At 68.8% G+C, this 13,986-nt stretch carries 12 protein-coding genes; 3 read left to right on the top strand and 9 right to left on the bottom strand.

Going from position 1 to position 13,986, the window contains the following annotated elements:
* Positions 1-7: 7 nt before the first annotated feature.
* From alaS to N1031_RS02405, 5 genes are all read right to left on the bottom strand, one after another.
* Positions 8-2,674: an alanine--tRNA ligase gene (alaS, locus tag N1031_RS02425; protein WP_259477981.1), complete on the bottom strand. Its 2,667-nt coding sequence runs from the start codon at positions 2,672-2,674 to the stop codon at positions 8-10.
* Between the two features lie 37 nt (positions 2,675-2,711).
* On the bottom strand, positions 2,712-2,921 hold the full coding sequence (locus N1031_RS02420) for a hypothetical protein (RefSeq protein ID WP_259477980.1): 210 nt from the start codon (positions 2,919-2,921) through the stop codon (positions 2,712-2,714).
* A 58-nt stretch (positions 2,922-2,979) separates the two neighbouring features.
* The gene (locus N1031_RS02415; RefSeq protein WP_259477979.1) at positions 2,980-3,360 is read right to left on the bottom strand and encodes a DUF948 domain-containing protein; all 381 of its coding nucleotides are present in this window, start codon (positions 3,358-3,360) and stop codon (positions 2,980-2,982) included.
* A gap of 95 nt (positions 3,361-3,455) precedes the next feature.
* Positions 3,456-4,085 carry a 30S ribosomal protein S4 gene (gene rpsD, locus N1031_RS02410; protein ID WP_259477978.1) on the bottom strand — a complete coding sequence of 210 codons (630 nt, stop codon included), beginning with the start codon at positions 4,083-4,085 and terminating at the stop codon, positions 3,456-3,458.
* 195 nt (positions 4,086-4,280) lie between these two features.
* Positions 4,281-5,627, bottom strand: a complete 1,347-nt coding sequence (locus N1031_RS02405) for a replication-associated recombination protein A (RefSeq protein ID WP_259477977.1) — start codon at positions 5,625-5,627, stop codon at positions 4,281-4,283.
* A 60-nt stretch (positions 5,628-5,687) separates the two neighbouring features.
* Between N1031_RS02405 and N1031_RS02400 the strand changes: the two genes are divergently transcribed.
* The 3 genes from N1031_RS02400 (at position 5,688) to N1031_RS02390 (ending at position 8,386) form a co-directional block, all read left to right on the top strand.
* The gene (locus N1031_RS02400; RefSeq protein ID WP_259477976.1) at positions 5,688-6,485 is read left to right on the top strand and encodes a peptidylprolyl isomerase; all 798 of its coding nucleotides are present in this window, start codon (positions 5,688-5,690) and stop codon (positions 6,483-6,485) included.
* A 42-nt stretch (positions 6,486-6,527) separates the two neighbouring features.
* Positions 6,528-7,757 (top strand): DUF349 domain-containing protein, encoded by a 1,230-nt coding sequence (locus N1031_RS02395; RefSeq protein WP_259477975.1) that lies wholly within the window; start codon positions 6,528-6,530, stop codon positions 7,755-7,757.
* Positions 7,758-7,840: 83 nt separating this feature from the next.
* A complete protein-coding gene (locus N1031_RS02390; protein WP_259477974.1) occupies positions 7,841-8,386 on the top strand; it encodes a hypothetical protein in 546 nt (181 codons plus the stop codon).
* A gap of 30 nt (positions 8,387-8,416) precedes the next feature.
* Here N1031_RS02390 and N1031_RS02385 read toward each other — a convergent pair whose 3' ends face one another.
* The 4 genes from N1031_RS02385 to yajC all read right to left on the bottom strand — a co-directional run bounded on the left by N1031_RS02385 (position 8,417) and on the right by yajC (position 13,929).
* Entirely contained in the window at positions 8,417-10,672 is a 2,256-nt protein-coding gene (locus N1031_RS02385) for a RelA/SpoT family protein (protein ID WP_259477973.1), read from the bottom strand.
* Positions 10,673-10,729: 57 nt separating this feature from the next.
* Positions 10,730-11,731: a protein translocase subunit SecF gene (gene secF, locus N1031_RS02380; RefSeq protein ID WP_259477972.1), complete on the bottom strand. Its 1,002-nt coding sequence runs from the start codon at positions 11,729-11,731 to the stop codon at positions 10,730-10,732.
* Positions 11,731-13,446 (bottom strand): protein translocase subunit SecD, encoded by a 1,716-nt coding sequence (gene secD, locus N1031_RS02375; protein WP_259477971.1) that lies wholly within the window; start codon positions 13,444-13,446, stop codon positions 11,731-11,733. The genes secF and secD overlap by 1 nt, the downstream gene beginning before the upstream one ends.
* Before the next feature lie 69 nt (positions 13,447-13,515).
* Positions 13,516-13,929, bottom strand: coding sequence for a preprotein translocase subunit YajC (yajC, locus tag N1031_RS02370; protein ID WP_259477970.1), 414 nt, complete (start codon positions 13,927-13,929; stop codon positions 13,516-13,518).
* Positions 13,930-13,986: the final 57 nt, after the last annotated feature.

Genomic DNA, 13,986 nt, shown 5'->3' with positions numbered 1-13,986 from the left:
CCCGGCCTCAGCCCGCCACGGCGGTCGCGACCGCGTCGAGGGCGGCGGGCACTGCCGCCGGATCGGTGCCACCGCCCTGCGCGAGGTCGTCCTTGCCGCCTCCGCCGCCGCCGAGCACCCCGGCTGCGAGCTTGGCGAGAGCGCCCGCCTTCGCTCCGCCTGCGCGAGCGCCCTCCGTGGTGGCCACGATCACGACGGGCTTGCCGCCCGCGACCGCGCCGAGCGCGACCACGGCGGCGTCCGAGCCGCCCGCGAGCAGCGTCTCCCTCACGCCCGTCGCCAGCTGACGCAGGTCGTCGGCGGAGCGCAGGTCACCGAGGTCGGTGGTCACCAGGGTGACCGCGCCCGCCGGCCGCGCGGTGGCGGCCAGGGCGGGAACCCTCCCCCGCAGGGCGTCCGCCTCGAAGGCGGCGATGGTCTTCTCAGCCGCCTTGAGGCTGGCGCTCAGATCGGCGATGCGGCCGGCGATCTCGTCGCGCGGGGCCTTCAACGACGAGGTGAGCTGCGCGACCAGGGCGCGCTCCGCGGCGAACTCGCGGAAGGCGTCGACGCCCACGAGCGCCTCGATGCGACGATTGGTGGCGCCGATCGACGACTCGCCCTGCAGGTTGATCAGCCCGATCTGGGCGCTCGAGGCCACGTGGGTGCCGGCGCACAGCTCGCGCGACCACGGCCCGCCGATGTCGACCATGCGCACCACGTCGCCGTACTTCTCGCCGAACAGCGCCATCGCGCCGAGCGACCTGGCCTCGTCGAGCGGCAGCTCGCGGGTGACCACCTCGAGGTCGTCGCGGATGGCCTGGTTGGCGATCTCCTCGATCTCGGTGCGGGTCTCGGCCGACAGCGGCTGGCTCCAGCCGAAGTCGAGGCGCAGGTAGCCCGCCTTGTTGTACGAGCCGGCCTGGTGCGCCTCCTGACCCAGCGTCTGGCGGAGGGCGGCGTGGATGAGGTGGGTCGCCGAGTGCGCCTGGGTGGCACCCCGGCGCCAGCCACGATCGACCACGCTGCGGGCGAGATCGCCGACGGCGACCTGGCCGCTCGTGACCTCGGTGCGGTGACTGATGAGCCCCTTCACGGGCTTCTGCACGTCGAGCACCGTGAGCTCGAAGCCGTCTCCGACGATGGTGCCGGCGTCGGCCTCCTGGCCACCCGATTCGGCGTAGAGGGCGGTCTCGGCGAGGATGACCTCGACCTGCTCGCCCGCCACGGCCGAGCTGACCGACTGGCCGTTCACGATCAGCCCGAGCACCGATGACTCGGCCTCGAGCTCGTCGTAGCCGCGGAACACGGTCTCGCCGAGTGCGCGGAACGGGCTGTAGACGCTGAGGTCGGTGATGCCGAGCTTCTTCGCCTTCGCGTCGGCCTTGGCACGCTGCTTCTGGGCCGACATGAGCGACTCGAAGGCCACCCGGTCGACCGCGAGCCCCGACTCCTCCGCGATCTCGAGCGTGAGGTCGATGGGGAAGCCGTAGGTGTCGTGCAGCAGGAACGCCGTGTCGCCCGCGAGCGACGGCGAGCCCTTCTGCTTGGTCTCCGACACGGCCGTGTCGAGGATGGTGGTGCCGGCGGTGAGGGTGCGCAGGAACGACTCCTCCTCGGCGTAGGCGCCCCGCGAGATGCGGTCGAAGTCGGTCGCCACCTCGGGATAGGCGGCCTTCATGGCGTCGCGCGACGCGGTGAGCAACTCGGGCATCGTGGCCGTGTCGACCCCGAGCAGCCGCATCGAGCGCACCGTGCGGCGCAGCAGGCGGCGCAGGATGTAGCCGCGACCCTCGTTCGACGGGGTGACCCCGTCGCTCATGAGCATGAGGGCACTGCGCACGTGGTCGGCGACCACGCGCATCCGCACGTCGTCGTCGTGGTCGGCGCCGTAGCGGCGGCCGGCGAGCGCGGAGGCGCGGTCGAGCACCGGGCGCACCTGGTCGATCTCGTAGAGGTTCTCGACACCCTGCTTGAGGAAGGCCACGCGCTCGAGGCCCATGCCGGTGTCGATGTTCTTCTTGGGCAGTTCGCCCAGGATCTCGAACTCGGTCTTCGAGGTGCCCTCGCCCCGCAGGTACTGCATGAACACGAGGTTCCAGATCTCTATGTAGCGGCTCTCGTCGGCCGCAGGACCGCCCTCGGCGCCGTACGCGGGGCCGCGGTCGAAGTAGATCTCGGAGCACGGGCCCGCAGGGCCTGGCTGCCCGGTCGACCAGTAGTTGTCTTCTTTTCCGAAGCGCTGAATGCGCGCATCCGGAAGCCCGGCGACCCGCTTCCAGATGTCGATGGCCTCGTCGTCGTCTTCATAGACGGTCACCCAGAGGTCGCGCTCGGCGAAGCCGAGACCGCCATCGGCCTCGCTCGTGGTGAGCAGCTCCCAGGCGTAGGAGATGGCGCCCTCTTTGAAGTAGTCGCCGAAGGAGAAGTTGCCGTTCATCTGGAAGAACGTGCCGTGACGGGTGGTCTTGCCCACCTCTTCGATGTCGAGGGTGCGGATGCACTTCTGCACGCTGGTGGCGCGCGGGTACGGCGCCGGCACGAGGCCGGAGAGGTACGGGATGAACGGCACCATGCCGGCCACCGTGAACAGCAGCGACGGATCGTCGGAGACGAGCGAGGCGGAGGGCACGACGGTGTGGCCTCTGCTCCCGAAGAAGTCGAGCCAGCGGGAGCGGATGTCGGCGGTCTGCATGGAGTTGCGGGAATCCTCGGGGTGGGTGGAACGGGGGTTACTTGGAGAGCTTCTCGCCGGCGTCGGCGATCGCGGCGCGGAGCTCTGCCTCACGCTCGCGGTAGCCCTCGACCAGCGAGTCGCTGAACTCCTTGGTCTTCTTGTCGAACTCGGCGAAGAACTTCTTGCCGCCCGAGGTCTGGTTCACCTGGTGCGCCACCACGAAACCGATGCCGATGCCGGCGATCAGCCACAGGACCTTCTTCATTGCGTTCTCCTCGTTCGTGTCGGGCTCGGTTGTCGCCGGGCTCGGATCTTCGGTCAGTTTAGTCGCCCGCCGCGCGGCGGCTCTTCTTGTCACCGCGGAAGCCCAGGATGCCGGCGCGCACGGCGGCACTGAAGGAAGCGAGCTTGATGAGCGGGCCACCGACGGAGGCCGCGAACAGCGCCACCAGCGACGACACGTTGCCCGTCACCTCCTCGACGTTGCGGGTGATGACGTCGACGCGCGCGAGCTGCTTGTTCGCCTCCTGCACGGTGACGGTCGACTCGGCCAGGATGGGCGTGATGCCGTCGCTGACGTCTTTGATCGAGTCGCGGGTCTGGTCGAACACTCCCCCGAGCTTGATCAACGGAATGGCGATGAGTCCCACCAGCACGGCGAACACGCCTGCGGCGATGAGTCCAGCGATGTCTCCACCGGTCATGTGCGGCTGCCTCTCTGATGATGACGTGCTGATAGACGACGAGAGCGGGCCACCCGTGGGGCGACCCGCTCTCTAGTATGTCGTGACGACGCTCGTTACCGGGCGGCGTAGTACTCCACCACGAGCTGCACTTCGCAGGTCACGGGGACCTCGGCGCGCTTCGGGCGGCGCTCGAGGCGCGCCTGCAGCTTGTCGAGCTCGACGTCGAGGTAGGCCGGAACCTTCGGCAGCACCTCGGCGTGACCGCCGGCGGCCGCGACCTGGAAGAGCTCGGAGCCCTCGGAACGAGTCTTGACGTGGATGAGCTGACCCGGCTTCACGCGGAAGGAGGGACGGTCGACGAGCTTGCCGTCGACGAGGATGTGGCGGTGCACGACCATCTGGCGAGCCTGCGCAGTGGTGCGGGCGAAGCCGGCACGGAGCACGAGGGCGTCGAGACGCATCTCGAGCAGCTCGACCAAGTTCTCACCGGTCAGGCCCTGGGTGCGACGGGCCTCCTCGAACGCGATGCGGAGCTGCTTCTCGCGGATGCCGTACTGGGCGCGCAGACGCTGCTTCTCGCGGAGACGCACCGCGTAGTCGCTGTCGGCCTTGCGCTTGGTGCGGCCGTGCTCGCCCGGAGCGTAGGGACGCTTCTCGAGGTACTTGGCCGCCTTCGGGGTGAGCGGGATGCCCAGGGCCCGGGAGAGGCGGGTCTTGCTGCGCGTACGGGACTTGGTAGCCACTGACGTCCTTTCGTTGAAGTCTTACGAGATGGGATCGGGCGCACGCGTGCGCCCAGGCTCCACGGGAGCCACAAGTAAGAGGGGTGTCTGCCGGGCGGTTCGGCTAAAGAACACGATCCCGTCATCATCGTCGATCGGCAGCCGCTCCGAATAGACGCTGATTAGGCAGCGACCAGATTAGCACAGCGAGTGCCCCTAATCTCGCTTTCCGCGCGTGATGTCGCGCAGTTTCTGCAGGCGTGCCGACACCTCGCGCTCGTGGCCGTGATCGGTCGGCGTGTAGTAGGTCGTGCCGGTCAGTTCGTCGGGCAGGTACTGCTGGCGCACGACACCGAGTGTGTCGTCGTGGGGGTACTTGTAGCCCTTGCCGTGGCCGAGACGCTTGGCCCCGGCGTAATGGGCGTCTCGGAGGTGCTTCGGCACCCGCCCGAACGCGCCCGCCTTCACGTCGGCGATCGCGGCGTCGATGCCGAGATAGGCCGCGTTCGACTTAGGCGCGGTGGCCAGGTAGACCACGGCCTCGGCGAGAGGGATGCGCCCCTCGGGCATGCCGATCATCTGCACCGCCTCGGCCGCCGCGACCGCGATGGGGAGCGCCTGCGGGTCGGCGATGCCGATGTCTTCTGACGCCAGGATGATGACGCGCCGGGCGATGAATCGCGGATCCTCCCCCGCCTCGATCATGCGGGCGAGGTAGTGCAGTGCGGCATCGACGTCGGAGCCCCGCACCGACTTGATGAACGCGCTGATGACGTCGTAGTGCTCGTCTCCATTGCGGTCGTAGCGCAGGAGCGCCCGGTCGACCGACTGCGCGACGGTCTCGGCCGTGATGAGCGGAGGCTCCGCCACGTCGTCGGCGACGCCGGCGAGGGCCGTGCCCGCAGCCGCCTCCAGGGCGGTGAGGGCGCGCCGGGCGTCGCCCGAAGCCATCCGGATGATCGCGGCCCGAGCCTCCTCGTCGAGACGCACCCGCTCGGCCAGGCCCCGCGCATCCGTCACCGCCCGGTCGACGAGCACGCCCAGGTCGTCGTCGGTGAGCTGCTCGAGGGTGAGCAGCAACGAGCGCGAGAGGAGGGGTGAGATGACCGAGAACGACGGGTTCTCGGTGGTGGCCGCCACCAGGATGACCCAGCCGTTCTCGACGCCCGGGAGCAGCGCGTCTTGCTGCGCCTTGGTGAAGCGGTGGATCTCGTCGAGGAAGAGGACGGTCGACAGGCCGTAGAGGTCGCGGTTGCGGAAGGCGTCGTCCATCACCTGCCGCACGTCTTTGACACCGGCCGTGACGGCGGAGAGCTCGACGAACTTTCGGCCCGAGGAGTGGGCGATGGCCTGGGCGAGAGTGGTCTTGCCGGTGCCGGGCGGGCCCCAGAGGATGACCGAGACCGAACCGCTCGTGCCCGCCGTGTCGGAGGCGAGGTTGACCAGGGGTGAACCGGGGCGCAGGAGGTGGCGCTGACCCGCCACCTCGGAGAGGCTGCGCGGGCGCATGCGCACGGCGAGCGGAACCGCGCCGGAGTGCAGTCCGGCCTGCTGATGGGCCATACGTCTAGGGTACTGTGATGGGCCGACACCGCCGGGCCCGTGCACGACACAGGAGGATCCGTGGCACCCAGCAGCCAGGAGCGCGCAGCGCGCGAGGCCCGCACCCGTTTGCGCGACTACCAGGCACGCCAGCAGGCGTACTCCGAGAGGCGTCGCCGCCGCGTGCGCGACAACGCGATCGCCGCCGTCGTGGTGGTGCTGCTGCTCGCCGGCGTCACAGCCGCGCAGGTGTTCTACTTCAGCGACGGCCCCGGCGCCCCCGTCGCCTCCGCCTCGGCCACCTCGACCCCGTCGCCGAGCGAGACCGCCGCCACGGGCGAGAACACGGGCGACGTGCCGTCGGCCGACCTCGCCGAGGGCCGTACCTGGACGGGAACGCTCACGATCGACGACATCCCGCTCGCCATCTCGCTCGACGGCGCCGCCGCGCCCCAGGCCGTCTCGGCGTTCATCGACCAGGCGCAGTCGGGCTTCTTCACCGGCACCGCCTGCCACCGGCTCACCACGAGCGGCCTGTTCGTGCTGCAGTGCGGCGACCCGACGGGTACCGGCACCGGCGGGCCCGGCTACAGCTACGGGCCGGTCGAGAACGCCCCGGCCGACAACGTCTACCCGGCCGGCACCATCGCGATGGCGCGGCAGGGCGACAACGGCTACAGCATGGGCAGCCAGTTCTTCATCGTCTACGACGACACCACGCTGCCCACCGACACCGCCGGTGGTTACACCGTCATCGGGCAGGTCACCAGCGGGCTCGACGCGCTCGACGCCGGTGTGATCGCCCAGGGCGTGGTCGACGGCGCCTCCGACGGACAGCCCGTCGCCCCGGCCGTGATCAGCGGCGTCACCGTGCAATAGGCTGGTGGCCGTACTCCAGACATCGTCGACAGGAATGACGCAGTGACCGACACCGATCAGAACCCGTGGGGGCGAGTCGACGACGACGGCTCCGTCTATGTCATCGAGGCCTCGGGTGAGCGCCTCGTGGGCCAGTACCCCGACGGCAGCAAAGAAGAGGCGCTGGCCTACTTCGAGCGCAAGTACACCGACCTCGCCGGCCAGGTGACGCTGCTCGAGCAGCGCGCGCGCCGCGGGGCTCCCGCCGCCGACATCGCCAAGGCAGTCGCCTCGCTCGGCTCCGCCGTCGAGACCGCGAACGCCGTCGGCGACCTGGCCGCGCTCCGCACCCGGCTCGAGGCGCTCTCCTCCACCGTGAGCGAGATCACCGAGAAGCAGTCGGCCGAGGCCGAGGCCGAGGTGCAGCAGGCGATCCACGACCGCACCGCGATCGTGACCGAGATCGAGACGCTCGCCGCGCACGATCCGGCGAAGGCGCAGTGGAAGTCGGTGACGGCCTCCATCGACCAGCTGTTCGCCCGCTGGCAGAAGCACCAGCAGGAGGGTCCGCGCATCCCGCGTGCCGAAGCCCAGGAGTTGTGGAAGCGATTCCGCGAGGCCCGCACCACGCTCGAGACCCAGCGCAAGGCGTTCTTCGCCGAGCTCGACCAGGTGCACCGCGACGCCCGCACCCGCAAGCAGGCGCTCGTGGAGCGGGCGGAGGCCCTCGCGCCCAAGGGCGTCGACGGCATCGGTGCGTACCGCGAGCTGCTCGCGGAGTGGAAGAACACCGGCCGGGCGGGGCGTAAGTACGACGACGCGCTCTGGGACAGATTCAAGGCCGCCGGCGACGTGCTGTATTCGGCCCGCAACGAGGTGGTGGCCCGTGAGGAGGGCGAGTTCGGTGAGAACCTCACCCTCAAGCTGGCGCTCCTCGACGAGGCCGAGCCGCTGCTGAAGGAGACCGACCGGCAGAAGGCCCGCGACGCCCTCACCTCGATCCAGCGTCGGTGGGACGAGATCGGCAAGGTGCCGCGCGAGCACGTGCGCGTGGTCGAAGACCGGCTGCGCAAGGTCGAGGCGGCGGTGCGCAAGCTCGACGAGGAGCACTGGAACCGGAGCAACCCCGAGAAGAAGGCGCGCTCCGAGGGGCTCGCCGCGCAGCTCACCGGGGCGATCGAGAAGCTCCAGCGCGAGATCGACGACGCCACGAGCGCCGGCGACAGCAAGAAGGCGAAGAAGCTGCAGGAGGCGCTCGACGCACGGAAGGTGTGGCTCGACGCGCTCGGCTGAGCATCCTGTGCACAGGCCTGAGGTTGTCCACAGGCCGACGGATGCGCGGTGCATCGTCGCGGACTCGATGCGATCATCGTCGCATGACACCTCGTCTCCCGCTCCTGCTCGACAGCTCCGACCTGCCGCTCGCCGAACTGCACGCGGCACGCCTCGACGGTGAGCTGGCGCCCCTCGACGAACTCTTCCTTCCGACCGACCTGCGGGCGGGGCCCGGATTGCGTGGCGAGGCACTCCAGGCGCGTGTGCCACCGGGTCACGTCGTCGAACGGCTCACCGCCGCCTGGGTGCACGGGGCCACGCCTCTGAAACCTCGGCGACTGCAGCTGTGCATCGACGGAGCTCACCGGGCGCGCGTGCGGCCGAGTGCGGGCGAACTCGTGCGCCAGGTCACGCTGCGTCGCGGTGACACCGAACAGGCCGGCCCGCTGCGGGTCACGACGGCCCACCGCACCGCCCTCGATCTCTTGCGCACGGGCCCGCCGCCCGACGGTGCGGCCCGGCGCTGCATCGCCACGCTGGTGCTGGCCGCCGAGGGCGGCGCCGACGGTGTGCGTGAGGCACTCACCCGGTCGTTCCGCGTGCCGCACACCAGACGAGCGCTCGCACGCCTCGACGAGCTGCTGTGACTCAGCCCGCGTGCCTCAGCCCCCTGTGCCTCATCCCCCCGTGACGCGGTACACGTCGTAGACGGCGTCGATGCGGCGCACCGCATTGAGCACGCGGTCGAGGTGGGTGGTGTCGCCCATCTCGAACACGAAGCGGCTGAGGGCCAGTCGATCGCTCGAGGTGTTGACCGAGGCCGAGAGGATGTTCACGTGGTGCTCCGAGAGCACGCGGGTGACGTCGGAGAGCAGTCCCGAACGGTCGAGGGCCTCCACCTGGATCTGCACCAGGAAGACGCTCTTCGACGACGGCGCCCACTCCACGTCGATCATGCGCTCGGGCTCGGTGAGCAGCGATGCGACGTTGTGGCAGTCGGCCTGATGCACCGACACTCCCGAGCCGCGCGTGACGAAACCGACGATGTCGTCGCCGGGCACCGGGGTGCAGCACTTCGCGAGCTTCACGAGAATGTCGGGGGCGCCGCGCACCAGCACGCCGGAGTCGCTGTGGGTCACGCGAGGGCGGTTGCCCACGAACACGTCGAGATCGGAGTCGTCGCTCTCGACCTCGGTCTGCAGCGACGCGATGACCTTCTCGATCACCGACTGGGTCGAGATGTGCCCCTCGCCGATGGCTGCGTACAGACCCGACACGTTGTCGTAGTGCATCTGCGACGCGACCTCGGCGATCGAGTCCTGGTTCATGAGCTTCTGCAACGGCAGGTTCTGCTTACGCATCGCGCGCGCGATGGCGTCGCGGCCCTGCTCGATGGCCTCGTCGCGCCGCTCCTTGGTGAACCACTGGCGGATCTTGTTGCGCGCGCGGGGGCTCTGCACGAAGCTCAGCCAGTCCTGCGATGGTCCGGAATCGGGGTTCTTCGAGGTGAAGATCTCCACCACGTCGCCGGAGCCGAGAGTGGAGTCGAGCGGCACGAGCCGGCCGTTGACCTTGGCACCCATGGTCCGGTGCCCCACCTCGGTGTGCACGGCGTAGGCGAAGTCGACCGGCGTGGCACCGGCGGGCAGGCCCACCACCTTGCCCTTCGGGGTGAAGACGTAGACCTCCTTCGCACCGATCTCGAACCGCAGCGAGTCGAGGAACTCCCCCGGGTCGACCGTCTCCGCCTGCCAGTCGGAGATACGGGCGAGCCACGCCATGTCGGTGTCGGCCGAGGTGGCGGCGCCGGCGGCGGCCTTGCCCCCGTTCACCCGCTCCTTGTACTTCCAGTGCGCGGCCACACCGAACTCGGCACGCTGGTGCATCTCGTTGGTGCGGATCTGGATCTCGACCGGCCGCCCACCGGGGCCGATCACCGTCGTGTGCAACGACTGGTAGAGATTGAACTTCGGCGTGGCGATGTAGTCCTTGAAGCGGCCCGGGATGGGGTTCCACCGAGCGTGGATCGACCCGAGCACCGCGTAGCAGTCGCGCACCGAGTTCACGAGCACCCGGATGCCGACGAGGTCGTAGATCTCGTCGAATTCGCGGCCGCGCACGATCATCTTCTGATAGATCGAGTAGTACTGCTTGGGGCGCCCCACCACCTTGCCGCGGATGCGCCCCGACTTGAGGTCGTCGCTCACGGCGTCGATGACCTGTTGCACGTACTCCTCGCGCTGCGGAGTGCGCTGGCGCACCAGGTTCTCGATCTCCACGTAGAGCTTGGGGTAGAGCACGGCGAAAGAGAGGTCTTCGAGCTCCCACTTGATGGACTGGATGCCGAGGCGGTGCGCCAGGGGCGCGTAGATCTCGAGCGTCTCCTTGGCCTTGCGCTGCGCGGACTCGGCCGCCACGAATCCCCAGGTGCGCGCGTTGTGGAGGCGGTCGCACAGCTTGATGATGAGCACCCGGATGTCACGCGACATCGCCACGATCATCTTGCGCACGGTCTCGGCCTGGGCGCTGTCGCCGTACTTGACCTTGTCGAGCTTCGTCACCCCGTCGACGAGCATCGCGACCTCGTCGCCGAAGTCGTGCCGCAGCATGTCGAGCGAGTAGTCGGTGTCTTCGACGGTGTCGTGCAGCAGAGCCGCCGCGACCGCCTTCGACCCCAGGCCGAGGTCGGCGAGGATCTGGGCCACGGCCACCGGATGCGTGATGTAGGGCTCGCCGCTGCGGCGCTTCTGACCCTCGTGGGCCTTCTCGGCCGTCGCGTAGGCCCGGTCGAGGATGGAGACGTCGGCCTTCGGGTGGTTGGCCCTCACCGTGCGGATCACCGTGTCGACCGCACCGGCAGGCTGGGCGCGCGAGAAGAGTCTCGGCACCAGACGGCGCAGGGTCGCGGTGGACGCGGTGGTGGTTTCCGTCATGTCAGGCCTCCACCTCGATTATGTCAGTCTCCATCCACGGCCAGGCCCCACAGCGGGTCAGGCCTCCACCGGCTCCTTCGCCGACCGCGAACGGTCGCTCAGCACCGCCGCGTCATGCTTGCGGATCTTCGCTTCCTTGTGACGGAACTGCACGTAGAGCGGAGCCGCCACGAAGATCGTGGAGTAGGTGCCCACGATGATGCCGATGAGCAGCGCCAATGAGATGTCACGGAGCGTCGTGGCGCCCAGCACGAACGATCCGATGATGAGGATCGAGGCCACGGGCAACGCGGCCACGACCGAGGTGTTGATCGAGCGCACCAGCGTCTGGTTGACCGCGAGGTTCACCATCTCGCCGAAGGTCTGGGAGCCACGCTCCCCCAGGTTCGCCGTGTTCTCGCGGATCTTGTCGAACACCACGACCGTGTCGTAGAGCGAGTATCCGAGGATCGTGAGAAGACCGATCACGGCCGCCGGGGTGATCTCGAGACCGGTCAGCCCGTACACGCCCGCCGTGATGATGAGGTCGTGCAGCAGGGCGATGAGCGCCGCCACCGCCATCTTCCAGGTGCGGAAGTAGATGGCCATGAAGATCGCCACGAGCACGAGGAAGATGATGAGACCCCGGATGGCCTGCGTGGTGATGTCGGCGCCCCAGGTGGCACCGATCGAGGAGACGGTCACGTCGGAGACGGGCACGTCGTACGCGGTCGCGAGCGTCTCCTGCACGGTGTTGCTCGTCGTGCGGTCGAGCTCGTCGGTCTGCACCCGCACCGAATCGGTTCCGAGGGTGGAGACGCGCGGGTTCGACCCCGGGGCCACCTCGTTGACGGCGTCGGTGGCCAGCTGCTGGTCGAGCGTGGCGGTCTGCGACACGGTGAACTCCGAGCCGCCGCGGAATTCGATGCCGAACTCGTACCCGCCACGGAGCCACGGGCCGACCAGCGCGATGATGACCAGCAGCGCCGAGATGCCGTACCAGATGCGGCGGCGGCCGATGAAATCGATCGACCGCTTACCGGTGTAGAGGTCGTTGCCGAACTGCGAGAAGCTGGCCATCAGGAGTCCTTCCCCTCGTCGCCGGGCGTCGAGGCCCCCGGCTTCGTCGCGGCGAGCTCCGCCGCCTTGCGCTCGGCGATGGTCTGCCGCTTGGCGGCCTCCCGGCTCGACGAGCTCTTCTTGGCGGCCGTGACCGAGGCCGAGGGCGCTCTGAACTGGGCTCGGCCCCGGTAGACGGCACCGAGCGCTCTCGGATCGAGACCGCTGAGCTTGTGGCCGTCGCGGAAGAAGGGCAGCTGCGCGAGCAGAGTCATGAGCGGGTGGGTGAACAGGATGACGACGATGATGTCGACGATCGTGGTGAGCCCGAGGGTGAAGGCGAAGCCGCGCACGTTGCCGATGGCGAGCACGTAGAGCACGCCCGCCGCGAGGAAGTTCACCGCATCGGAGGCCGTGATGGTGCGGATGGCGCGCTTCCAGCCGGCCTGCACCGAGCCGTTCAGCGACTTGCCGTCTCGCAGTTCGTCTCGGATGCGCTCGAAGTAGACGATGAACGAGTCGGCCGTGATGCCGATCGCCACGATCAGCCCGGCCACGCCGGCGAGCGAGAGCCTGAAGTCGATGCGCCACGACATGAGGGTGACCAGCAGGTAGGTGAGCGCCGCAGCGATCGCTAGAGAGGCCACCGTGACGAGGCCGAGTAGCCGGTACTGGATGAGCGAGTAGATGACCACCAGGATGAGACCGATGAGACCGGCGACGAGGCCCGACATGAGCTGCGTCGAACCGAGCGTCGCCGAGATCTTCTCGGTGGACTGGGTGGTGAAACCGATCGGCAGCGCACCGAACTTGAGCTGGTCGGCCAGGGTCTGCGCCGACTCTTGCGTGAACGAGCCCGAGATCTGGGCCCGGCCGTCGGTGAAGGCGCCACCCGTGGTCGGTGCCGTGATGACGCGGCCGTCGAGCACGATGGCGAACTGGTTCTGCACACCGGTGAGGCCGTAGAGGCGGGTGGTGACGTCGGCGAACTTCTCGGTGCCCTCGTCGTTGAATGAGATGTCGACCACCCACTGACCGGTCGACGCGCCGTTCTGCGTGGTGGCGACACCCGCCGACGCGTCGGCGATGTCTGCGCCCTCGATCTCCACCGGTCCGAGCAGGTACTTCACGCCGTTGTCGTCGCAGGTGACCAGCGGCTCGTCGGCGGGAGCCTGCCCGGCGTCCTCCGCGGCCACCGAGTTGCAGTCGAATCCGTCGAACTCGGCCTGCAGCGCCGGAGTGACCCAGGCCAGATCGCTGCCGTTGGTGGGTGTGGCGGTCGGCACGTCGGAGAGCGAGGGATCGGGGGTGGCGCCGGGCGTGGACGTGGTGCTGGTCGACGCGACGTCGGCGAGCAGCACGGCACGGAAGTCGAGCTTGGCCGAGGCCTCGATGCGCTCCAGCGTCGCCTCGTCGGGCTCGCCCGGAATCGACACGACCACGTTCTGGCCGCCCTGGGTGGTGACCTCCGCCTCGGAGACGCCGCTCGCGTCGACGCGCTGGCGGATGATGGCCACCGCCTGGTCGAGCTGGTCAGAGGACACCTCCTGACCCGACTCGAGTTTCGGGGTGAGGATGATCTGCGTTCCGCCCTCGAGATCGAGGGCGAGTTTCGGAGTCCAGGTGGCGGTGCTCCACAGCACGCCGCCCGCGAGGGTTCCGATGAGGACCGCGAAGATCACGGCCAGCCAGATCAGCGTCTTCCACGCCGTCTTGACCGCACTGGATTGTGCCACCTGAGTACTCAGCTTTCTCTGACGCCCGGGCGCCAGGGCGCCCGATCGTGGTTCAGGGGTGACGAGGTGTTACTCGTCGCCCTTCTTCTCGGGCTTATCCGCGGTGGCGTCGGGTGTCGAAGCGGTGGTGTCGGCGGCGGGCTCGTCGATGCGCTCGCCGTACTCGGGCTCGCCGTCGGTGCTGTGGTCGACGGGCTCGTCGGTGGTGGCGAAGGGCGACTCGGTGACCACGCGGGTGACGGTCTGGCGGTGCACCTTCAGCACGGTGCCGGGGGTGGTCTCGAGCAGCACCTGGTTCTCCTCCTCGTCCATCTCGAGGATGGTGCCGTAGAGGCCGAAGTTGGTCATGACCTCGGCGCCGACCGCCACCTTGCTCTGCAGTTCGCGGGCCTGCGCCTGGCGCTTGCGGCTGTTGCGGAACATGAAGAACACCAGCACGGCCAGGACGGCCAGCATGATGATTGTCAACGGATCGATGGCCATGGAGAACGGCGCCTTCCAGAAGGGGGGAGTATGTGGGCAGGCCTCATCTTAGACATC

Origin of the sequence: Herbiconiux moechotypicola (genome assembly GCF_024979255.1) — a bacterium.
Taxonomy (GTDB): Bacteria; Actinomycetota; Actinomycetes; order Actinomycetales; family Microbacteriaceae; genus Herbiconiux; species Herbiconiux moechotypicola.
This window is presented reverse-complemented; position numbering and strand designations above follow the sequence as displayed.

Bases quoted from the DNA above. Each gene is read 5' to 3' on its own strand.
- N1031_RS02385 (WP_259477973.1), bottom strand. From the start codon at position 10,672: ATGACGGAAACCACCACCGCGTCCACCGCGACCCTGCGCCGTCTGGTG.
- N1031_RS02415 (WP_259477979.1), bottom strand. From the start codon at position 3,360: ATGACCGGTGGAGACATCGCTGGACTCATCGCCGCAGGCGTGTTCGCC.
- N1031_RS02405 (WP_259477977.1), bottom strand. From the start codon at position 5,627: ATGGCCCATCAGCAGGCCGGACTGCACTCCGGCGCGGTTCCGCTCGCC.
- N1031_RS02420 (WP_259477980.1), bottom strand. From the start codon at position 2,921: ATGAAGAAGGTCCTGTGGCTGATCGCCGGCATCGGCATCGGTTTCGTG.
- N1031_RS02390 (WP_259477974.1), top strand. From the start codon at position 7,841: ATGACACCTCGTCTCCCGCTCCTGCTCGACAGCTCCGACCTGCCGCTC.
- alaS (WP_259477981.1), bottom strand. From the start codon at position 2,674: ATGCAGACCGCCGACATCCGCTCCCGCTGGCTCGACTTCTTCGGGAGC.
- yajC (WP_259477970.1), bottom strand. From the start codon at position 13,929: ATGGCCATCGATCCGTTGACAATCATCATGCTGGCCGTCCTGGCCGTG.
- secF (WP_259477972.1), bottom strand. From the start codon at position 11,731: ATGGCCAGCTTCTCGCAGTTCGGCAACGACCTCTACACCGGTAAGCGG.